Source organism: Kiritimatiellia bacterium, assembly GCA_018001225.1.
Classification (GTDB): domain Bacteria; phylum Verrucomicrobiota; class Kiritimatiellia; order CAIQIC01; family JAGNIJ01; genus JAGNIJ01.
Map to the genome: position 1 here is coordinate 1 of JAGNIJ010000012.1, position 22,552 is coordinate 22,552.

The window sequence follows — 22,552 nt, forward strand, 5'->3', positions numbered from 1 at the left end:
ATGATCTGGCCACAACTCGGTCCTATGGCACTCCACAGGCCGGACATAGCTGCATAGCGGATGACATGAATCGACCAGAGATCTCCTGCGGCTACAACAAGCAGTAAAGTTTCAGTCCGACAGTCTCGTAGACGGTGAGACGATAGCGATTGGTATCGGTCCCATGGAGGACGTTCATCCCGGTGATGATGTTGCCGCCGACGGACGCATGGGTGAAGAACCAGCGCAATTGGCCCACCTTGGCCATGATGGACAGCGCGGCGTTCGTGGCCGTGGAGCCGTTGGTGTGATTAATCGTGACACCGGGTGCGGAGTGGCCCGCCACGCCGACGAAAACCACGAGTCCCGCGATCCACGTCCGGAAGCGTTGGATATTGCGCATGCCCGCATGGATACCCCGCCTTGCGCAGGTTGTGCAGCTTACTCGGCGCCGCCGGCTTCCACACGGCGATAGTAGAGCGCCTCGTTCGTGGAGAGAAGGCCTCGATCCAGGAGCGCGCGCAGCCGCGGCATGTCCACGTCGCGGGCGCGGTGTGTCGCCACGGAGGGCGCCGCGACGGGCGCGGCGGCTTCAGGCTCCTCCGCGCGCGGACGAAGCCGGGGAACGAAGTACAGCAGGAACCCGGCCAGCACGGCGAACAGCATCGCCGCGCGCAGTCCCGGAAACGAATACGTACGTGATAACGTACGCATCCGGCACCGGTCGCACAGGATGCAATCCAGTTCGCGGACATGCCGGACCCCGTAGTCGCAGCAGCCGGGCCGGACGGGCGGCCACCAGCGGAAGGTGAGCTTCAGTCCGTTGAGCAGGGCCAGGAAGGCGCCGGCCGGGCAGAGATGGCGGCACCAGAACCGGCGATACGCCACGGACAGGACCAGGACCGTCACGCCCAGGGTGAGAACCGCCGGGCTTCGCAACGGGCTGAAGACGGCGCTCAGCGGATCCCAATCCGCCAGGCCGAGATCGCGGCGCAGGGCATAACCGAGCACGAGGATAAAGAGCAGCCCGTATTTCAGCCACCGCGCGTATCGCCAGGCGGGCTTCTCGGGATCGAATTTCCACGCCCGGGGCCGCAACTCGCCCGCCAATTCCTGCAGCGCGCCGAACGGACACAGCCAGCCGCAGTAGATGTTGCCGAAAGCCGCGACCAGCGCCGGTACGCCGGCGGCGAGCAGGAACGGGATCGTCACGCCGGCCGCCGGCCAGGCGCCCGCGATCGCCGCAAGGACATGCGCGGCCGAGTACTGCATGTTCCAGCGCCAGCCCAGCCAGACCGCCACGAGCAGCAGGAAAAGGCGGCGGAACCATGGCCGGGGGCGGCGTCGCAACACGAGGGCCGTGACGGCGAGGCCGAGAAAGACGGCAGCCTGCTTGTCGAACGGAAATCGGCGGAGACTCCGCTCCGCTTCGGACGGCGACATCTTGAGCACCTGCTGCGAAAACAGGCAACCCGCGGCGCGCAGCGTCTCCAGGACCGCCGTCGAGGTCAGGGTCGCGCCGCTCACACCATCCACGTCCCGGAGAGAGGTCATGTCGAACAGGTTCCGGCCGCGCAGGGACCCGAGCCACGCTTCCGTTGCCTTCTGGTATTGGGGCGTTTCCCGCGCGCGGAGAATCCGCGCGGCCCGCAGCGCACCCTTTGCGTCCACCAGCACGCCCATCGTGATCGGTCCGCCATATCCGGAGACCTGCGGCGCCAGTTGGTCGGTGGTGAACAGGAAGCCTCCGCCCTCCGCCTCCAGATAGGACACCGTTCGCCCATCCGCGAGCCGGGCCTCATTGACAAGCAGGGGCTGGCCCGGAGCGAGGATACCGGCCGCCTCGCGCAGCAGGACGCCGGGCTCGACCCGCCGCGTCCTCTCCCATGTCCATGACACGAACAGCGCGAAGGCGGCCGCGCCCGCCAGGAGATATCCCAGCCGCCGCGCCCAGCGATCCGCCGCATCGCCCGGCGAGGGACCGCGGACCTTGAGGAAATGGGCCGGCACGTTGGCGGCCAGCGCCAAGGCGGTTGCCGACAGCGCGGCGGCCAGGCCGTACAGCGGCAGGATCAGGAGGCCGAGCAGCAGGCCGCCCGCCGAGCCGCCCAGCGTGTCCAGCCATTCCACGGCCGCGCCGGCCGTGGCATCGCCGCGCCCCGCGCGCTTCAGCCGGAAGACCGCGAGCGGGACGTAGAGTCCGCCGAAGAAACCCGCGAGAAAGAACAAGGCGGAAAAAGCGAGCCGGCCCGCGACGGACCCCGCGCAGGCGATCAGCCCGGCGTGCAGCGCGACCGCCAGGGGCAGCAGGCCGGCGGGCTCTCGAGCCAGCCGCACGAGCACGCGCTCGACGGTCCATCCCCCCGCGAACAGCCCGAGCATGAACAACGCGGAGAGCAACCCGAGTTGGAGGTAGATCGACCCGAAGGCGGACTGGTAAAGGAACAGCAGGACCAGGCTGAACGACATCCCGGCCAGGCCTGCCGAGAACACGAGGAAGCCGGCGTCGAAGGCCGATGAAGCCGCCACGGGCCTTCCCCGCAGCCGGTAGGCGAATCGAAGCGCGCCGTACAACAGCCACGGCAGCAGGAGCAGCCACGGCCCCATGACCGACAGCGCGCGGACCGCCGCGGCTGTATCCCGCGCCAGGCCGCCTTGCAGTCCGGCCACGAGCAGGGCGAACAGCAGCGCCCGGGGCCGCGCGTCGGTGTTCAGCAGCCAGCCCGGCGGCGCGCGCTCCGCGGCCTGCCGGTAGGCGGCCCGTTGGAACTCGATCCGGTCCGCGGGAAACGCCGACAGCAGCCGTTCGGGGAGGCACACCTTCCCGACCCCGGGAATGGACGCAAGCCGATCCCGGGCGGCCGCGGGCGAATCCACGAGTTCGGCCCCGACGGAGGCGAACAACCAGCTCTCGCCGCCGGGCTGCAGGGCGTTCGTCGGAAATACCGACTCGACCGTGGCCAGCACCGAGGCGCCCAGGTTGACCAGTTCGCCGCCGAGGTAATTCTCCCCGCCGGAAAAGCGAATCGCCGCCACGCCGGCCGCCGGATCGAGCCGGTCGCGGAGCCGCCGGTAGAACTCCCGCGTGCCGTACCGGTTTAGCGAGAGCGTTGTCGTGTCAGGCAGGTTCAGCACCGCCAGGTCGTAGCGGGCCTCGTCGCCCTCGAGGAATCGGCGCGGGTCGGCCGCGGGCATCCGCAGCCGGGCATCCCGGCCATGGTACTCCTGCGGCAGGACGCCGAGCAGCCGGGTGGGATAGTCCGGGTCGGGATGCAGCCAGGTCACCGATTCGACCTGCTCCAATTGCAGGAACCGTTCGCAGAGCGAGTATCCGCCGCCCACCACCAGGATGCGTCTCGCGGCCGGCGCCTGGGCCAGGCCCAGCGCGGCGATCTCGCCGGCGTGCTCCTCGTCCGGGATGCTCTCGACCACGGACTCCCAGGCGCGGACGACGAACTGCCCGGCGTATTCGCCGCAGAGGTAGGTCGCTTGCGGGGTGACGAACCGGCCGCGAAACGAATCGGCGGGGAGCATGCGCGACCACATCGCTCGGTCGCTTCGCTGCCGCCAGGCCCGGTCCGCCCGCCACGCGAGGGCGGCCGCGAGCAGCAGGAGCGGGAGAAGCGCCGCCCGCCTCCGTCCCGCCAGCGGCGCCGCGGCCGGCAGCAGGGCTGCCGCGAGGAAGACCGTTTCCGAAGACCAGCCCGCCGCCAGCGCCGCCGTGACGGCGACGCCGCCCGCCGCGCCGCCGAGCGCCTCGAAGAAGTAGACCCGGGCCGGCGGCAGCCCGCCCGCGTCCGCGAGCCAGGCGCACGCGAGCGTGAAGAGCAGCCCGGTGACGAAGCTCACCGGCGCATTCGCCGCCATGGCCGCGGGCAGCATCTTCGCGAGGGGGAACAGCTCGTAGGGTTCGACGCCGGCCAGCGCCCGCGCGTGGCGCACCAGGTGCCACTGGGCAAGGTACGCCGGGATGTAGAGCAGCGGGAGCCACTCGAACACCGCGGTCAGACGCGGCCGCCGGCCGCCCGCCCGCGCCGCGAGCGCCCCGGCGCCCGCCCACAGGAGCCACGAGCTGAAGAACACACCCATGCCGAGTTCATTCCCCTCGAACACGGAGAAGAACTCGCGGAAAAGGAGCGACTGCGCGGCGAGGGCGAAGAAGCCGAGGCTGAAGACCACGGCCAGCCGATTCCCTCCGCGCACGCCACCGTTCACATCTTTTCCTCGCCGAACACGACCGCCTCGAACACCTTGTAACTCGCGCCCTCGCGCCAGGCGTCCGGAGGCAGGCCGGCCTTCATGGAGAGATGGGTCAGCGTCTCCTCGATCCCCCACCCCTGCTCCGGCGCGACCTGCGGCAGGAACACCGCCGAACGACCGCCCTTGGACAGGATCATGCCGTGCCGTCCGATCACGATGTCGCGCCAGGACTTCACGTCCGCCGGCGGGGTCAGCACGGAGATCTCGACGTGCAGGCCGGGCAGCTCGTCGGCGGTCACGGGATTGAACCGGTAGTCGTTCACGGCGGCGTTGACCGCCTGCTCGATGATCGCCTGGTAGACCGGCCGGCGGGGCACGATCTCGCCGATGCACCCGCGCAGGTCGCCGCGCTTGTGGAGCGTGACGAAGGCGCCGGCCACCTGCTGCATGTTGGAGCTGACGACGAGCCCCAGCTCCTCGGGCTTCGGCGGACGGCCGCGCTCCAGGTAATGCTGGATCGTGCCGCGAGCCAGCTTGAGCAACGCCTGCTGGTCATCGGCCGTCAGCGTAAATTCGGACGCGGGCTTGGGCATGGGTTCCTCCTTTTTCCAGCGGCCGGTGAAGGCCAGGCTGACGTAGCTCACCGAATTTCCGAAATCGCCGGTGACCCGGCCGGAGGTGTCATACTTCAGCAGGTGCGCCTCGGCCTGCGCCGGCAGCAGGGCCAGCAGAATGGCGACCGGGTCCCGGCCGCAGATCGTCGCGCCGGTCTCTTCGCAGTAGGCGCGGAAACCGGCGACGTCTTTCATCCGGATCAGGTCCACCGCGCCCATGTCGAGTTTTTCAAGATTCAGCTCCACGTTGTCGCGGAACGGGAGGTATCCGTAGTTCGGCCCGTAATGGGTGAAATCCGTGCTGGCGATCACCAGCGTGTGCTCGTCCACCAAGGCCCGAAGCGCTTCCGCCGCGCCGCGAATCGCAGGTTCGTCGAGTTGGCCGACTACCAGGGGAACCAACTGGAACCCGGCCAGCGCCTTCTGCAGGAACGGCACCTGGATCTGGGCGCTGTGCTCGCCGGCGTGGGCTTCCGGGATGACGCGGAAATAGGGCGACGCGCCCAGCGCCTTCATGAAATCCAGGTCCAGCGGCACCTCGCCCAGCGGCGTGGAGAAATGCGTGGCGTCGGGCATCGCGACCAGGTTGCGCATGGGCACGCGGTGACTGGGTCCCATCACCACGACGCGCGTGTACGGCCGGCCGGCGATCTGCCGCGCGCCGAACCCGGCAGCCGGACCGGAGAAACGGTAGCCCGCGTGCGGCTGGATCAGCGCCATCACGTTGTCCAGGATGGGCGCATCGGCCCGGTCCATGTAATCCTGCAATTCGCGCGAAAGCGCGGCCGGGTCCGCCGTGAACCACGAGCCGGCCAGGTGGGTGGGCACTATGCGCTTGTCCGGCGCGGAATTCGTCGTCTCGGCCCGACCGCACGAGGCGGTGCCGAGGGCCAGGATCAGCAACACCGCGACGCGGCCTCGTCCAAGCAGCGACATGTGTACTCCCTTCGAAAAGTTAACAAATCCGAGGGCGATGATCAACCCGCCCAGGGGCCGGGTTGCCGGACGCGAGATTCGTCCAGCGCGCGCAGGGGGCCCGGGTAGCGCCGCGCGCGCCAGGCCCGGACCACGCGCACGGGCGACGCGCGGCGAAGCAGGCCTAAGCCGACGGCCGCCAGCGCGGCGGTCGCGGCCAGCATCACCTGGAGGAATCGGCGCCGCCTTATTTCCATACGCCGTATACCTCCCGCCCGCAATCGGGACAACGCCCGTCGCGCAGGCGGTTCGAGAGGATCACGTACCGGTCGCGCCGGATCAGCGCGGCCCCGCAGCCGGGACAGAACGTGGTCTCGCCGTCCCGGGTCGGCAGATTGCCGACGTACACGTGCTTCAGGCCTTCCGCCCGGGCCAGCTCGCGGGCCCGCACGAGGGTGTCCTCCGGCGTCGGCGGCAGGTGCCGCATCTGGTAGTGCGGGAAGAACCGCGAGAAATGCAGCGGCGTTTCCGGGCCGAGATTCTCCTTCACCCAGCGCGCCAGCGGGACCAGGTCCGCGTCGCTGTCGTTGAGCGTCGGGATGATCAGGTTGGTGACCTCGACCTCCACGCCGAGCGACTTGGCCAGCACGAGCGCGTCGAGCACGGGCGGCAGCGTGCCGTCGCAGACGGTCCGGTAAAAACTGTCCGACATCGCCTTGAGGTCGATGTTCGCGGCGTCCACGTAGCGGCACAGCTCGCGCATCGGCTCCGGGTTGATGTACCCCGCGGTCACGAGCACGTTACGCAGGCCCGCCTCGCGACAGAGGCGGCAACTGTCCAGCGCGTACTCGTAGTACGCGGCGGGATCGGTATAGGTGTAGGCCACCGAGAGGCAGTGGGTGCGCCGCGCGAGCGGGGGGATGCCTTCCGGCGGCAGGGGCGCGGCCTCGACTTCCTCGGGATTGCGCTGCGAGATTTCCCAGTTCTGGCAGTTCTTGCAGTGCAGGTTGCAACCGACGGTCGCCAGGGACAGGATGCCCGTGCCCGGCAGGAAATGGAACAGCGGCTTTTTCTCCATCGGGTCCACGTGGACGGACGCGGGGAATCCGTACGTCACCGCGCAGAGCTTCCCGTCCAGGTTCACGCGGATGCGGCAATCCCCGCTCTGGCCGGGCCCGATGACGCAGCCCTTCGGGCAGAGTTCGCACTGGATCAGACCGCCGCTCATCCTGCGTTCATTGTCCGCCCGAGCGCCGGACGTGTCAAACCAGCTCGGCGAAGACGGCGTCGCTGACGGCCAGCCCTTTTTCCGTCAGGCGCAGCCGGTCATCTTCTTCCTCCAGCATGCCCAGCCGCGCGAGCCAGGCGATCTCCCCGCCCCGCAGCGCGTGGTAGTCGAAGCCGGTCTCCCGGCGAAACGCTGCACGCTCCACGCCGTCGAGCCGGCGCAGGCCGAAGACCAGCGCCTCTCGCGCCCGCGCCGCCGGCTCCAACGCCTCCTCGAACTCGCGCGGCGCGCCGGCGGCCCAGTCCTCCACGCGGCGCGCGTTCGCCCAGCGCCGCCCCGCCCAGTGCGAATGCGCCGCCGGGCCGAGCCCGAGGTATTCGCCCGGCCCCCAGTACAGCAGGTTGTGCCGGCACTCATGCCCGGGCCGCGCGTAGTTGGATATTTCATAGTGGTGAAAGCCCGCGCCCTTCAGCGTCTCGCGGACGACCCGGTACTGGCGAAGTTGTTCGCCGTCATCGATTTCCGCAACCTCCCCCGCGTCGCGCCGCCGCGCCAGCGGGGTGCCGTCCTCAAACGTCAGGCCGTACACCGACAGGTGTTCCGGACCGAGCGCGAGCGCCCGCTCCAGGTCGCGCTCGATCACGCCGCCCGGCACGGCGAACATCAGGTCCAGCCCCAGGTTGTCGAATCCTTCCGCGCGCAACAGGCGCACGCTCTCCTCGGCCTGCCGCGCGGTATGAAGGCGCCCCAGAAACTTCAGGATTCCATCTTCGAACGACTGCACGCCGAGCGACACCCGGTTGACCCCGGCGCGCCGCAGCGTCCGGATCTTCTCCGCGTCCAGCGTGCCGGGATTGGCCTCGCAGGTCCACTCGGTCACGCGGCTCAAATCCAGGGCGCCGGCAAGCGTTTCGAACAGGCGCCCGAGTTCGGCGACGGACAATACGGTCGGCGTCCCGCCGCCGATGAACACCGTCTCCGGCGCGAAGCCCTCGGGCAGCCCGGCGCACTCCCGCTCCAGCGCCCGCAGGTACTCCTCCGCCGCCGGACCGCCGAGGGGCACGGAATAGAAGTCGCAGTACGCGCATTTCCGGGCGCAGAACGGAACGTGAATGTAGAGGCCGGGCATAATGTTCTCGCCTTGGAGGCGGGCCGCCCCCGGCCCGCGGATTGCATTTTGCGCCGCGGGGGCGCGACGCCTCCATTTTTTCAATGACTGGAAAAATTTCCGCCATTTTTTCCAATGTTTGGAAAACTTGCACCCTATTTTTTCCAAACATTGGAAAACTCCCGCCGCATTTTTCCAATGTCTGGAAAATCCGCGGTTCCTGTCTTCGGGTTTGACCCCTCGCCGGAAACCCATCACACTGGCCGGGCTATGCGGATGGAAAACGCCCAAATCCTGGAACATGGCGACATCCAGGGCGGTTACAAGCGGCTGGTGCTGCGGGCGCCCGGCATCGCGCCGGAGGTGCGCCCGGGCCAGTTCGTGCACCTGCGCGTGCCCCACCTCGAGGCGGCGGTCCTGCGCCGCCCGTTCAGCGTTTTCGACACCCGCGACGGCGCGCTGGCCATCCTTTACAAGGACGCCGGACACGGCACGGCCGTGCTGAAAAGCGCGGCGCCGGGCGAGACGATCAGCCTGATTGGCCCGCTCGGCCGCGGTTTTCCCGTCGACGCGGGCGGCCGGACGCCGGTGCTGATCGCGGGCGGCTACGGCATGGCCGCGCTCCACCTGCTGGCCTGGGCGCTGCCGCAGCCGGGCGTCGCGTTTTTCGGCGGCAAGACGGCGGAGGACATCCTCTGTGTGGACGAGTTCAGGGCGCTCGGATGGGACGTCGTGATCGCCACCGAGGACGGAAGCCTCGGGGAACGCGGGCTGGTGACGGGTCCGCTGGACGCCTGGATGAAGAATCCGCCGCCCGAGGGCGTCGAAGGGTTCGCCTGCGGGCCGATGGGCATGCTGCAGGCCATCGGCGAACGGGCGATGGCGGGCGGATGGAAAGCCTGGCTGTCGCTGGACCGGCACATGGGTTGCGGCGTCGGCGCGTGCCTGACCTGCGTGCAAAAGATCCGGACACCGGACGGCGGCTGGACCTGGCAGCGGGTGTGCCGCGAGGGGCCGGTGTTCGAGAGCCGGGAGATTGTTTGGGAGGAACCGTAGGGGCGCCGCTTGTCGGCGCCCGCGGGCATCGCAATGGGCGGGCGTCGCAAGCGACGCCCCTACAGGAAATTGCATGAGTATTGATTTATCGGTGAATATCGGCGGGATCCGGATGAAGAATCCGGTGATGGTCGCGTCGGGGACGTTCGGGTACGGGCCGGAGTACGCGGAACTCGTGGACCTGGACCGCCTCGGCGCGATCGTGGTGAAAGGCATCTCGCCGAAACCGGTGTCGGGCAACCGGCCGATGCGCACGGCGGAGACCGTCGGCGGCCTGATCAACGCGATCGGCCTGCAGAACCCGGGGATCGAAGGCTTCCTTCGCGACGACCTGCCCTTCCTGCGGCGGCACGAGGTGCCGGTGATCGTGAACATCTGGGGCCGCACGGTCGAGGAGTACGAGGACGTCGCGGCGGGCTTCGACGGCGCGGAGGGCATCGCGGGCCTCGAGGTGAACGTGTCCTGCCCGAACATCAAGGAAGGGAGCGGCCTCTTCGGCGCCGACCCGGCGCTGTTCCGCCGCGTGGTCTCGGCGGTGCGCGCGAAGACGCGCCGGCCCCTGATCGTCAAGCTGGCCCCGGATATTTCCCGCATCGCGCTGTTCGCGAAGGCCGCGGAGGAGTGCGGCGCGGACGCGATCTCGCTGATCAACTCGATCCCGGCGATGGCGATCGACATCGAGACGCGCCGCCCGAAGTTGGGGAACGTGACGGGGGGCCTGTCCGGCCCGGCGATCAAGCCCATTGCGCTGAAGATGGTCTGGGAGGCGGCGCGCGCGGTGAAGATACCGGTGATCGGCATCGGCGGCATCGCGGGCGCGGCGGATGCGCTCGAGTTCCTGCTGGCCGGCGCGGCGGCGGTGGCGGTGGGCACGGCCACGTTTCTGAACCCGGCGGCCGCGATCGAGATCGCCGAAGGGATCGGCGCGTACCTGGCGCGGCACGGGCTGGAATGCATGAAGGACCTGACAGGAGGATGGCGCGCATGATTCGCAGACGACCCCTGCTTTTCTGGCTCCTGCTCGCGGCGGCGCTGGGCGCCGCCGCGTGGTGGGTGCTGTACACGCCCTACCGGCCGGAACACATGTACCGGGCGCTGCCGGCGCAGACCGCGTTTGTCAGCGTGCACCGCGATCTGTCGGGACGGTGGGACGAGGTGCATCGCAACCCGCTGATCCAAACCCTGTTCCTGGCGCTCGGCGTCGAGCCCGAGGACCTGCAATCCCTGTCGGAGGATCCCGCGACGCGCCAGTGGCTGGACCTGCTGGCCGCGGACGAGGCGCTGGTCGCCTTCGTGCCCTCGCTGGGCAACCCGGGCGAACCGGCCTGGCTGATCGTTACCTGGCTGGGCGCCAAAAGCCAGCGTCTGCGGTGGAACCTGCACTGGGCGAAGATCAAGGAACTGACGCCCCATCCGCCCTACCGCGGCTGGCCGTCCTGGACGCTCGACACCGAGAAAGAGGGCGAGCCGAAGCTGACCTTCGCCCTGGTCGAGGGCATGGGCATCGGCGTCTTTTCCAAGGATCCGCGCCTGCTGAACGAGGTGCTGGACGCCCTGGACGGGGTGCAGCCGTCGCTCGACCGGCGCCCGGAATTCCCGGGGCGCACGGGCATCTGGTGCCGGGATCCGCGAGCCCCCGACCGGGGGTGGGTGAACCCGGAGGCCTGGGACGCCGCCGTCACCTCACCGGTCGGGCCGGTGACGTACGAATGGAGCGAGTTGCAGTCGGGACAACTGCGCGGACTGGTCACCGGCCGCGATCCGTTCGCGGTGGAATTTTCGCGCGCGCCCCAGTTGAAGACCGCGGGACTGGACCGCCTGCTGGGCGACCTGCCGCAAGGGGTGGCGCTGCTCTCCCCCGCACTGGCCCTGCCGTACATGGAGCAGCCGAACCGGGCGGCCTGGCTCCGGCTGCTGGCGGAGGTCATCCGCCTTGAAAAGGCCGGCGTCATCGCGGTCGGCCTGGTCGGCGACGAGTACAGCGGCCGGCTGAAGGGCATCAAGCTGCCGACGCTCGTGACCGGGATCCCGGTGGGCGACGAAGCGCGGGCGGCGGCCTGGCTGCGCGAGGCGTTCGACCGCCTGAATGCCCGCTACCGCTGGGGGCTGGTCCCGCGCGAGGTTTCCGCGGGCCGCGGCCGCATGACGATCGTCGAGGGCACGTCCACCAACTTCCTCTCCAGCCTGCCGCCCGCCGAGTGCCCCGCCTACCTGCTGCGCGGCGGCTGGCTGCTGCTCGCGAGCAACTCCGAGGGCCTGGGGCGGCTGGCCGAGCGGTTCGACGGCCTGCCCACCAACCGGCCCGCGGCGGTCGCCTGGGCCGGCGACCTGGCCGCGGAACCCGCGCCGGCCTATCTCTGGCTCGACCTCGCGCGCGCCGCCAAGACCCTGCGCACCGCCATTTCAACCTATTCCCTGAAGCTGCTCTTCGAGGATCCCTCCGGCTCGCAGGAGACGCGGCAGAAGCTGAACGAAGCCAAGGCATGGATCGATTCGCTCGTCCCGTTGAACCGGGCGCGGTTCTGGATGCGCTCGGACGGCACGCGCATGGAAATCAGCTACAAACTGGGCAGGGCGCCATGAGGACCCTCTGGAACCGGATCGGTGTCTCGCTGGCCACGGGCCTCGGGCTGGGCTACAGCCCCTTCGCGCCGGGCACCGTCGGCTCGGTCTGGGGCGTCCTGATCGTGATCCTGCTCTACCCCGCCTTGCCTTGGCCGCGCCAGGCCCTTTTGTCGCTGGGTTTGTCGCTCGTCGCGATCCCGATCTGCGACGTCGCGGAACGGCACTTCGGCAAAAAAGACCCGCACTGCATCGTGGCGGACGAATACCTGACCTTCCCGATCTCGATGATCGGCCTGCCGGTCTCGTGGAGCACGTGGTGGATCCTGCCGATCGCGTTCTGCAGCAACCGGTTCTTCGACATCGTCAAGCTCCCGCCCGCGAACCAGTTGCAGCGGCTGCGCGGCGGGCTCGGGATTGTCATCGACGATGTCTTTGCCGCGCTGTACAGCCTGGCAGCCAACCACGCGGCCTATTACGTTCTTAGCCGCTGGCTTTCCTGATGCCTGCGGCGAGCGGATTCATACCAGGTACGGGTGAGAGGCGGTACGAACGGCGTCGCAGAGCTCCGCCCTCCAGTGGCAGGAATCATGGAGGGGCGAGCTCCTGCGAGCCCGAAATCTACCCGCCTTCACCCAGATTTGGTATCAGTCACCGGAAAACCCGCGGGCAGAGCGGGCTTGCTTGATCGCCGAGTGATGCCGCTTGTCCGCCAGCATCCGCTCCTTCTGGCGGCGGGAGCGGCGGCGCTTCTGGCGGCGGATCTTCTCGATGGCCTGCTGCCGCGCGCTTTTCGCGCCCAGGATTTTTTCCTCCAGGCGGTCGCAGAGTTCCCGGCGGGCCAGGTACCGGTTCAACGCCTGCGAACGTTCCCGCCCGCACTTGATCTCGATGCCGCTCGGCCGGTGCCGCAACCACACGGTCGAGCTGGTCTTGTTGATCTTCTGTCCGCCCGGTCCCGAGCCGCGGATGAACTGTTCGTCCAGATCGCTCTCGCGCACGCCCAGCTTCGCCATGCGCAGGGACAGTTGGTCGGATTTGGGCTTGGAGAGCATGGGGAGGGTTCAGCTGGTCAGGTCCTGGTAATAGCGGTCGATTTCGCGCTCGCGCTCGAAGATGGTCAGGATCAGCGCGGCGCGGATCCACATGCCGTTGCGGACCTGGCGCCAGTAGACCGCGCGGGGATCGGAATCCACGCCGGGCTCGATCTCCCGTCGGCGCGGCAGCGGGTGCATGATCACGGCCTCGGGCCGGAGCCGGGCCAGGTCGGCCACGCGGAAATGGAACCGGCTGGTGTCCAGATCCCGGCTCTCGTGCGCCGTGTCCCACTCGTCCTGGATGCGCGTCATGTAGATCGCGTCCACCTCGGGGATCACGGCCTGCAGGTCGGAGGACAACTCGTACGCCATGCCCGCCCGGTCCAGCTCCGCCAGGATATCCGGGCCGATCTGGAGGGAGGGCGGCGCCACAAAGTACTGCTTTACGCCCGGGTACAGGGTCAGCAGCCAGGCCAGCGACCGCACGGTCCGCCCGCGCGCAAGATCGCCGACGAACGCGATCTTCTTCTGCTCGATCCCTCCCCGGTTCTCGAAGCTGCGCTGGAGCGTGTAGATGTCCAGCAGGGCCTGGGTCGGGTGCTGATCCTTGCCCGAACCGGCGTTGATGACGGGAACCGGCCGGTCGGTGTTGGAGAGCAGCCAGGCGATGCGCTCCGCGAAGCCGCCCGCCGGGTGGCGCATGATGATGATGTCGAAGAACGAGCTGAACGTGCGGATCGAATCCTCGGGCGACTCGCCCTTGATCTCGCTCGAGGTCGTCGTGTCGCGGACCTCGGCCGGGTTGAGGCCGAGCAACTGGCAGGCCGCGTAAAAGGACAGGAACGTGCGGGTCGAAGGCTGGGCGAAGTAGAGCATCGCGCGCTTCTCGCAGAGCAGGTCCTGGAGGAACAGCACCCCGCCGCGGGTCTTGGCGATGCGGCGCACCTGGGTGGCCAGGTCGCACAACCCGTCCAGCAGCGGACGCGTGAATTGCTGGGCGATCAGGGCGTGATACGGCCGGCCGTCGCGCAGGAAATACGGCCCCTTCTCCGACGGATCGAGGGGATGGAAGGCCTCCCAGGCTATTTTCTTCAGCGGATTGTCCCGGTACAGCTTGCCCATGCCCACCTCCGCGCCGGCTTCACGATGCCACGGTCAAGCCGCGACAGTACCCGGCGGAAGAAAGAAAGAAAAGACGGAAACCGCGGGAGCGACGCCGGGAGACGAAGGCGTCAGGGGATGGAATCTTCAGGGTGGTGATGCCCGAACCGGATCATCCAGTCCACGCTCGCCCGCTCCCACCCGATATCGTGGCCGGCTTTCTCGCTCTCGTACCACTTGTGGAGCTGGATTTCCTGCTTGATGCACTCCCATCGGCGGAAAAGGCGGGTGTTGCGGACCCATTGGTCAGCCGAGCAGTCCGGTACAACTCTTGAAGCGCTTCTGCTCATTGCCGGCTCCGTTGGCATAGCATCAACCGGCTAAATGTTAATCTTTTATTGAATTTTGTCAATATCCCGGAGATTCAGGGGAAACCTGCGCCGGCATTATCGGGCGGGGACATTGCTATTCATTCTATATAAACGTATTACAACTTCGGATTTCACTCGGCATAGCAAATAAATCCCTTCAAATACTCGCTTTCCGCGAAGTGAGTCAGACCTGGATGGTCGGCGGGCTGCGACAGGCGCTCGTTGATCCGGACACGCCGGCCGGAGTCCGCTTCCGCCCAGCCCAGCATCGTGCGAAACGCTTCCATGGAGACGAGGCCGGAACAGGAGAAGGTCGCCAGGACACCGCCCGGCGACAGGAGCTTGAGCGCGAGCAGGTTGATGTCCTTGTACGCGCGCAGGCCTTTTTCCAGTTGGGCCTGGCTCGCCACGAAGCGCGGCGGGTCGAGAATGATGAGGTCGAACCGCTCGCCGGCATCCCGGTAGCGGCGCAGGGCCTCGGGCACGTCCGCCTCCCGGTATTCGACGGGCACGGTCGTCCCGTTGAGCCGATGCTGCTCGCGGGCCAGTTCCAGCGCCGGCGCGGAGCGGTCCAGCCCGACGATCGCGGAAGCCCCGGCCGCCGCCGCATACACTTCGAAAGCTCCGGTGTAGCAATAGGCGCTCAAGACCCGCCGCCCCCGCGCATAGGCCGCCACCCGCAACCGGTTCTCCCGCTGGTCGAGGAAGAAGCCGGTCTTCTGTCCGCCCGCGACGTCCACGGCAAACGCCAAGCCGTTCTCCCGGATCACCACCCGTTCCGCCGCGGGCGGGCGCGGCGACACCAGCCCCCCGAGATCCAGATGCTCGCGCGCGACGGCATCCGGCTCGATCCGCACATGCAGGGCCAGCCCCGTCCGCCCGGCCAGGTACTCGAGCAGGGGCGGCAGGTGCGGCGCCAGCGCGGCGGCGCCCACCTGCACGGACAGGACCTCGGCGTAGCGGTCGACGATCAGGCCCGAGAGCCCATCCGACTCCGAAAACACCATGCGCCAGGCATTGGTCCGATCGTCCGCAGCACCGAACAACCGCTCGCGCATCGCGAGCGCGGCATCGAGCCGCGCCCGGAAGAAGTCGGCATCGATGGCTTGTGACGCATCCCTCGTGTAGATGCGTACTTGCAGCATCGCGCCGGGATTCAACAACCCCCGCGCCAGCCAGGCGCCGTCGTGGGCGTGAACCTCCGCCACGCTGCCGGGCGCCGCACGGCCCTGAATGGAATCCACAGCCCCGGAAAAAATCCAGGGATGCCCGCGCCGCACGGGCTTTTCGCGGCCCGGTTTCAGGCGGACGGTGACCGGCTCTGGCAGCGGATCGCCCACGCGCCCATCATAGCGAGAACCCGGCGGCGCGCAATCAGGGCTTTTCGACCTTGATCCGGTAGAAGCGCGGGCCGCCGGCCGGCAGGAATCCCGTGGTGTCCGCGGACCCGTCGTCCACGAACACGAAGACCGAAGGCGAAGGCCCGGTTTCCGTCCACGTGCCAATCCCCTGGGCGGGATTGCCAAAGGCGAGCCACTCGTCACCCAGGACGTCCACATAGTAAATGGTGTATTTCCGTCCCGGCACGGTATGAATGGGAATCTGGATCGCGCCCGCTGTCCCGGCGGCCGGCGAGTCCACCGCGAAGAGAGAGCCTTCGTCCGTCGGCAGCGTGCCGGCGATGTACTCGTCCAGGTTGCTCAACTCGTCGCCGTCCCAGTCGCCGGCCGGCGGATTGGTCAGCGAGGCGAAGCTGTTCCACTCCCAGTCGTCCGGCATGCCGTCGTCGTCGGAATCGAACGGCACGACGATCTGCGTGGCGTTGGTCACGATGCTGTTCGTCGCGCCCTGCCCGTCGTCGGCGACGAAGACCACGGCCTGCGTGGTCCCGGCCAGTTCGGCCGGCAGCGCGGTCCACGCGAACACGCCCGCCGTGAACGCCGCGCCGGACGGCTTCACGGTGTTGGTCAGGGTCACCGCGTTGCCGTTGCCATCGGAGGCCGTCACGCTGAAATTGGTCGCCGCCCCGACGGCCAGCCAGTGCGGACCCGGCAGGCTGATGGAAGGCGCCGCGTTGGTGGAGACCTCCTCCAGTTTGAGGTACTGAACGAGGGCTCCATCGTCGGTGATGGCCCCGCCCGTATCGGCGGGCAGGTTCACCCAAATGCCGTCGTTTAAGAGGGATGCGCCCGTCCGCGGCCACCCGCTCGTCAGCACCTGGTCCGGGTTGTTCGAGGCCAGGTTGCGCACGTTGTAAGTCTTGCCGGTATCCAGGCCCAGCAGGGCCCACGCGGGCTGCAGGTTGTACGTGGCGCTGGCCCCGGTGTGCGCCTCTCCATGCCGGAGCAGCAGCGAAAAGGCGAGGACCACATCGGAGGTGGATGGCGGCGCGTTGGCGGCCTGGTACTTGGCCACGGCCAGGATGCGGGCCTCGTCGCCGCCGCCGACCTTGGAGAGGAAGTAGCGGTTGTGGCTGCGCAGGGCGGGGCTCAACCGGCGCGCGCGGTTGACCTTGCCGTACCACTCCGCGAGGCCGCCGCTGTTCGGCGGCGGGTTCGACCACACGGTGAGCTGGTTCCATTTCTTGAAATGCGGGATGTACTTGCCGAAGTTTTCCTCGTGGTCCTCGCGGAACCCGTCGTAGTACCACGTGCCGCCCGGGTCGGAGGCGTTGTAATTCTGGATGCCCTGCTCCTGGCCGTAGAAGAGCATCGGCACGCCGTCCACGGTCGAGAGCGCCCCGTAGCGCGTGGCGACGAGCCAGCCGTCGTTGTCCGGCAGGACCTCGTCGTGGCTGGTCAGGTTCAGCAGGACCAGCCCCTGCCCGTACGAGGTGCGCCGGTTCTCGATGGCGCTCCGCACGTCCCACGAGTCGTTGATGTGCGACTGGGTGAACTGGAAGACCAGGTTCTCGTTGAGGATGTCGAAGTGCCGGTTCGAGCGGTAGCCGGGGTTGCCGCCGTCGAGCGTTTCGGCCATGAAGATGAAATTCCATTTGAACTTGCGCGTGCGGTTGATGATGTACTCCCAGCACTGGGGCGGCAGGCCCTGGCCGAAATCGCAGCGCAGGCCGTCGATGCCCTTGTCGTCCGTCGCCGCGTCGTACGTGTTGGTCCCGGGGTGGCCGGTTTTCCGGATCCAGTACTCGGGATAATAGGCGAAGAGCTTCCAGAGCTGAATGTTGGCGGAGGTCAAGCCGGCGAAGTCCATCCAGTCGCTCTCGCTGTTGTAGTCGCTGTTATTCTCGGGATTGTGTCGAACGAGCGCGGAGTACCGGCCGAAGAAGAGGTCGGCCGTGTCGAACCACTTGCCGAAATCGCCCCGGTCGGGCGCGGTGGCGAAGTCGTTGGTGCCCGCGTTGGTATAGTAGGTCGCCGGCAGGCCGTAATCCGTGAGCAGCGAGTACCAGCCCGGCTGGGTGCTGCCCATGCGCGCGTCGGGACCGGCGGCGAACCCGAGATCCACGGCCCCCTGACCCACCTCGGCATCCCACGAGGTGTGGTTGAACACCCCGTCGAGCATGACGTGGACCCGCCCCGTCGCGCCGGTGTGGGCGTCCGCCCGGCCCACGAAGTTCGTGAACTCGGCCAGCGCGCCGGCCTCCGTGCCGTCGGCGCCGAACCACTTCGACACGGCAAAGTAGTCGCGCGTGGAGTACGGGCTGCCCGGCGTGAGCCCGTCGCCCCGCTCGATCGCGTTCGGGTGGATCGGCTGGAACCAGAGGCAGTTGGCGCCGACCGTGTCGAGGTATTCCAGGTTGAACCGGTCGAAGCCGTCCGTGTCGCCCTGCGCCGCGCTCAACAGGTCCGCGAACGTGCTGCGCCCGGCCTCGCTGTTCCACGTGGCCTCCACGGTCAAGGCGTTCAGCTCGTACATCCGCAGATCGAGCGCCTTGCGGGGGGAGATGACGATGGCATGGTCCCGGCGGTCGCCGTCCGTGTACCACCACCAGTTCGTCGCCGCCGCGCCGACGAGGCGGTAGCGTGCGGTCAGACGGTACGCGCCGGTCCGGCTGACCGTGCCCGTCCAGACATACTGGTTGGCGCCGACGGCGGTCATGGGCCAGGCCCGGAAGTAGGCGCCCGTGTCGTTGGTTGTGATCACGTTCGCGTCCGGCGGCCGGATGCCGTCGGGCACGCCGTCGGAATTGATATCCGCCTCGCACCAGTCCCGGCGGTCCAGGTTGCTGAAGACCTCAACGGCGGCGGACGTCACGCCGGAGGGCACCGTGAAGACGACCGTCACGCGCTGGGTTTCGCCCGCGGCCTCGTCGACGAAAAACTTGCTCGTGGTGTAATTGGCGTTCAGGCCGTTGACCGTCAGCACGGGCGTGCCGGGCGTCATGAGGAAGGAAACCGGATCGCCCTGCGCGGTGGCCTCGACGCCGGTCTTCGCGTTGTTGTTGTAGAGGTACGTGTCGTCACGGTCGGAGTAAGTGATCTTGAGGTAATACTGGATCACGTCGCCGGCGGCGAAGGTCCCGGCCGGAATCGAAGCCCGCCAGTACTGGTTGTTCGGATAGCCGGACGGGCCGTCCACGTCCCACTGCAGGACGGAGGAAGACCAGCCGGCGCCGCTCTTGCGATAGACCAGCCAGCCGCCGGTCTGGTTGTTTTCGCTGCCCCAGGGGGCACCCTTATAGGTGCCGTTGTAGATCGTCACAGCCGCGGAGTAGCCCGGGCTCAAGGGGTTGCGCATGGTCACCGTGGGCGGCTCCGCGTTGGCGGGAATATGCCACGAGTTCCCGAGGGCCGCGCCGGCCCGACCGGCCCCGGACAGCAGAATCCCGGCCGCCAGAATGATGTACGGCTTGCACATCGTCTCCATGCTAAAAAACATACAACCCGGTGGGCCGCCGGTAAAGCGGGCAACCTGCCGGCTTGAAGCCCCGCGCCTTCTCGCGTAGGGTCAAGCCATGGCCTATGGCGTCCAGAGTCACGGCCAGTTCTTTCCCCGGGCGGCCGCCTATCCGACGCCGCCCACGAAGGAACGGCTTTGCCTCCGCGAGCCCGAGGGCCGGCGCCGCGATTTCCCCTGGACCGAACGCCACCTGCAGTGCGTCTGGTACGATCCCGCGCTTCGCCCGCCCGGCCTGCGGACGGCGGCCGGCGAAAACGTCGACGTGGAAGACCCCGGCGTCTGGAATCTCGAAGCCGGCCCGGACTTCCTCGGCGCCCGGCTGCGCGTCGGCGGCCGGCGCCTCGCCGGCGACGTGGAGGTGCACGTCCACCCGCGCGATTGGCTGCAGCACGGCCACGCGGACGACCCGCGCTATCACCGGGTGCGCGTCCACCTGACGTATTTTCCCGGCGCGCTGAACGGGCGCGACCTGCCCGCCGGAATCATCCAGGTTTCGCTGAAAAATGCACTCGCCGCGCAGCCGCAGTTCAGCTTCGAGGTCCTGGACCTGACGGCCTACCCCTACGCCGCGCGCGCGACGCCGGCCCCCTGCTCGCTCGTGCTGCGCGAGTGGGACGCCGACCGGAAAATCGCCCTGCTGGAATCGGCGGGAGAGGAGCGGTTGCGCCGCAAGGCCGAACGCCTGGCCGCCGCGATCCACGAGAAAGGCCGCGAGCAGGCCCTGTACGAGGAGGCGCTCGCCGCGCTGGGGTACAAGCACAACAAGGGCGCCTTTCGAGGACTCGCGGAGCGCGTGCCGGTCGACGCCTTGCGCGAGGCGGCGGGGCCCGAGGTCCTGACCGCCTACGCCGTGCTCGCCGGCGTGGCCGGCCTGCTTCCGGACCAGCCGTCACGCCAGTGGGACGCGGAGACGCGGACTTTCATCCGCGAAGCGTGGGATCGATGGTGGAAGCCGCGCGCCCGCTGGGAAGGCGTCATCCTGCCGCGGAGCAGTTGGCGCCTGGCGGGTCTGCGGCCGGCCAACCGGCCGGAGCGGAGACTGATGGCGGCGGCCTGCCTGTTCACACACCGGCCCGGCCTGGCGGACGAATGGATCGAACTGGCCGAGCGTTTCCCGGAGGAGTGCATCGACCGCATCATCGAGAATCTGCAGGTGATTTCCAACGGCTACTGGGATCGTCACCTGACCTGGGGCGGGCGGCGTCAGGCCCAGCCCGCGGCGCTGGTCGGCGAATCGCTGGCCAGGGCGATGGTCAACAACATCGTTGTTCCGTTCCTGGCTGCCTGCGAAATGCCGCAGGCCTTCGAACGCGGCCTGCTGCGCCGGCTTCCGGTCGAATCGGGAAACCAGGTGGTGAACCAGACCGCACACTCGCTCTTCGGCCCCGACTATCCGCCATCCTATCTTCGCGATGGCCTGCGCCAGCAGGGCCTCATCCAGATTTTTCACGACTACTGCCTCAATGACCGTTCCCGCTGCGCCACGTGTAATTTCCCAGCTTTCCTTGGAAATTCATGATCGAATTGTCAACAAATACACATCTCTTCGCGCATTTGCGGTCTCACTATTAAGAAAGCGACAACAGAGACATCGGAAGGCATGCATTAACGAAAACGCATTTTATGTGTAATACATTATATGACAATGAGTAACGTGCTGTTGCATGTAGGAGTTCAAAGCCTGGCTATCGCGCGGAGGCCGGGATGTGAGTGGCTTGGAATATGCTTCAGTAAAAGGGAAGGATGGTGAGTTGAGGCACTTTCGTGCGCGATGAACCGGAAAAAAACAACGCGGGGGCACGTTCGGAAGGCACCTTTCAGGTTCAGCCGATGGGTGGTCTGTGCGTTGCTTTTCCATGCCGCCCCGAGCCGGTCATCCGATCTGGACCTGACGAGTTTCCTCCTTCGCAACCAACAGTTCGAAGTAGGCTTCCCGGCGAAGACCGACGCTTACTATCGAGCCATGATGTCCACCTCGCTAACCGGTTTATCCTGGCCGGTGATCGACATGGCACTGGGCACCAACACCTCGCAATCCATCGCGCTGGAGCTGCCGAACCTGCCGCTGCTGTTCGTCCGGGTGGATGAGATTGCCCGCTCGACGCCGCTGGACAGCGACAGCGACGGACTCGATGACCTGTACGAATTGAGCCACGCGGCCGTGCTGGATCCATTGAATCCGGATGACGCGGGGGCGGACGCCGACGGCGACGAACTGTCCGCGCTGCAGGAGAAAGCCATCGGCACGAATCCCGGGAACCCGGATACGGACGAAGACGGCATGCCGGACGGCTGGGAGGCCGAACACGAACTGAACCCTCTCGTGAACGACGCGGCCGCGGATCCCGACAACGATGACCTCCCGAATCTCGGGGAATACCTGGCCCGCACCGATCCCCACAACCGGGACACCGATTCGGATGGGCTCACCGACGGATGGGAAATCATTCACGAGTTCAACCCGCTTTCCGACGGCGGCGTCGAACAAGGCCTGATCGTCCGCCTGCCCTTCGACGAGGGAGACGTCGGCATCGTCCCGGGCAAGACGCGGGTCACTTCGTGGACCGGCGTCTTGCGGTTCATGGTGGCCAGCAATTGGGTGGATGGACTGGGGGGGAAGGCCTTGTGGTTCGACGGGGTCAACGACTACGTCTCCGTGGATCAGTCGGCGGGCTCCATCATCACGGGCGCCCCGTTCACCGTCATGGCCACGGTATGGCGGGAGACCGACAGCGCGGAGCCCTATCCCACGATCCTATCGGACGGCCAGTGGTTCTCGGGATCCCGCTGGCCGGGATACCTTCTTCGTTACCAGTCCGACCTGAACAGCCTCCGCGGCCTGGCCGGCTCCAGCAACAGCCCGACCCCGGGCGTGTCCATGGCCTCCTGGAGCCCGGACATGGACAATCAGTGGGTGAACCTCGCCTTGACTCACGATGGAACCACCTGCCGCCTGTTTGTTAACGGGCGATTGGCCGGCTCGGTCCTTTCCCCGTTCGATGCCGTGAACAACACCGAACTGTTCATAGGCTGCGGGCACGTCAACCAGCCGGATTCCTACTGGAAAGGCAAGATCGACGATGTCCGGTTCTTCAGGACGGCCCTTGAATCCAACCAGCTCGGCCAGGTCAACGAATGGATCGGCGATGCGGACGAGGACGGGCTGATCAATGGCGTGGAGTTCGACCTGGAAACCGATCCACAGGATGCCGACTCGGACGAGGACGGGCTTTCGGACTATGACGAACTCCTCGTGCACGGCACCAGCCCCATCGTCTCCGACACGGACGCCGACGGCCTGCCCGACGGATGGGAGCTGGCTCATGGGATGGATCCCCAGTCGGACGACGCGGCGGACGACCCGGACCTGGACGGGCTGACCAACCTGCAGGAGTACCAGGCCGGCACCGATCCGCGCGACGCGGACTCCGACGACGACACGCTCTCCGACTACCAGGAAGTCATCGTGCACGGCACCAATCCCCTCTCCGCCGACACGGACGCCGACGGCCTGCCCGACG

Annotated in this window: 16 protein-coding genes; 6 read left to right on the top strand and 10 right to left on the bottom strand. The window is 67.6% G+C overall.

The features are described 5' to 3' along the window. Positions 1–91: 91 nt before the first annotated feature. The 6 genes from KA248_05815 to hemW are packed head-to-tail and all read right to left on the bottom strand — an operon-like array spanning position 92 to position 8,065. A complete protein-coding gene (locus tag KA248_05815) occupies positions 92–382 on the bottom strand; it encodes a hypothetical protein (protein ID MBP7829414.1) in 291 nt (96 codons plus the stop codon). Between the two features lie 38 nt (positions 383–420). Beyond that, positions 421–4,194, bottom strand: a complete 3,774-nt coding sequence (locus KA248_05820) for a 4Fe-4S binding protein (protein MBP7829415.1) — start codon at positions 4,192–4,194, stop codon at positions 421–423. Then, positions 4,191–5,729, bottom strand: a complete 1,539-nt coding sequence (amrB, locus tag KA248_05825; protein MBP7829416.1) for an AmmeMemoRadiSam system protein B — start codon at positions 5,727–5,729, stop codon at positions 4,191–4,193. The genes KA248_05820 and amrB overlap by 4 nt, the downstream gene beginning before the upstream one ends. 41 nt (positions 5,730–5,770) lie before the next feature. Then, on the bottom strand, positions 5,771–5,965 hold the full coding sequence (locus KA248_05830; protein MBP7829417.1) for a hypothetical protein: 195 nt from the start codon (positions 5,963–5,965) through the stop codon (positions 5,771–5,773). After that, positions 5,956–6,936: an AmmeMemoRadiSam system radical SAM enzyme gene (gene amrS, locus KA248_05835; protein ID MBP7829418.1), complete on the bottom strand. Its 981-nt coding sequence runs from the start codon at positions 6,934–6,936 to the stop codon at positions 5,956–5,958. The genes KA248_05830 and amrS overlap by 10 nt, the downstream gene beginning before the upstream one ends. 34 nt (positions 6,937–6,970) lie before the next feature. Then, positions 6,971–8,065, bottom strand: coding sequence for a radical SAM family heme chaperone HemW (gene hemW, locus KA248_05840; GenBank protein ID MBP7829419.1), 1,095 nt, complete (start codon positions 8,063–8,065; stop codon positions 6,971–6,973). Between the two features lie 255 nt (positions 8,066–8,320). Between hemW and KA248_05845 the strand changes: the two genes are divergently transcribed. From KA248_05845 to KA248_05860, 4 genes are all read left to right on the top strand, one after another. Further along, on the top strand, positions 8,321–9,100 hold the full coding sequence (locus KA248_05845) for a dihydroorotate dehydrogenase electron transfer subunit (protein ID MBP7829420.1): 780 nt from the start codon (positions 8,321–8,323) through the stop codon (positions 9,098–9,100). Between the two features lie 73 nt (positions 9,101–9,173). Beyond that, positions 9,174–10,088 (top strand): dihydroorotate dehydrogenase, encoded by a 915-nt coding sequence (locus tag KA248_05850; GenBank protein ID MBP7829421.1) that lies wholly within the window; start codon positions 9,174–9,176, stop codon positions 10,086–10,088. Next, complete coding sequence (locus KA248_05855; GenBank protein ID MBP7829422.1) at positions 10,085–11,683, top strand: hypothetical protein; 1,599 nt, start codon at positions 10,085–10,087, stop codon at positions 11,681–11,683. Before KA248_05850 ends, KA248_05855 begins: the two co-directional genes overlap by 4 nt. Next, positions 11,680–12,165 (top strand): phosphatidylglycerophosphatase A, encoded by a 486-nt coding sequence (locus tag KA248_05860; protein MBP7829423.1) that lies wholly within the window; start codon positions 11,680–11,682, stop codon positions 12,163–12,165. Before KA248_05855 ends, KA248_05860 begins: the two co-directional genes overlap by 4 nt. Before the next feature lie 144 nt (positions 12,166–12,309). On the opposite strand, the gene KA248_05865 is transcribed toward KA248_05860, so the two are convergent. The 4 genes from KA248_05865 to KA248_05880 all read right to left on the bottom strand — a co-directional run bounded on the left by KA248_05865 (position 12,310) and on the right by KA248_05880 (position 15,730). Further along, positions 12,310–12,717, bottom strand: coding sequence for a peptide chain release factor-like protein (locus KA248_05865; GenBank protein ID MBP7829424.1), 408 nt, complete (start codon positions 12,715–12,717; stop codon positions 12,310–12,312). Between the two features lie 9 nt (positions 12,718–12,726). Further along, positions 12,727–13,821, bottom strand: a complete 1,095-nt coding sequence (gene pyrB / locus KA248_05870; GenBank protein ID MBP7829425.1) for an aspartate carbamoyltransferase — start codon at positions 13,819–13,821, stop codon at positions 12,727–12,729. Positions 13,822–13,931: 110 nt separating this feature from the next. After that, entirely contained in the window at positions 13,932–14,150 is a 219-nt protein-coding gene (locus tag KA248_05875; protein MBP7829426.1) for a hypothetical protein, read from the bottom strand. 152 nt (positions 14,151–14,302) lie between these two features. Continuing rightward, entirely contained in the window at positions 14,303–15,730 is a 1,428-nt protein-coding gene (locus tag KA248_05880) for a class I SAM-dependent rRNA methyltransferase (GenBank protein ID MBP7829427.1), read from the bottom strand. 3,356 nt (positions 15,731–19,086) lie between these two features. Here KA248_05880 and KA248_05885 point away from each other — a divergent pair. Together KA248_05885 and KA248_05890 are read left to right on the top strand one after the other, a co-directional pair. Further along, positions 19,087–20,550 carry a DUF2851 family protein gene (locus tag KA248_05885; GenBank protein MBP7829428.1) on the top strand — a complete coding sequence of 488 codons (1,464 nt, stop codon included), beginning with the start codon at positions 19,087–19,089 and terminating at the stop codon, positions 20,548–20,550. 489 nt (positions 20,551–21,039) lie between these two features. Further along, a partial coding sequence (locus KA248_05890; GenBank protein ID MBP7829429.1) for a LamG domain-containing protein occupies positions 21,040–22,552 on the top strand: 1,513 nt, incomplete at its 3' end.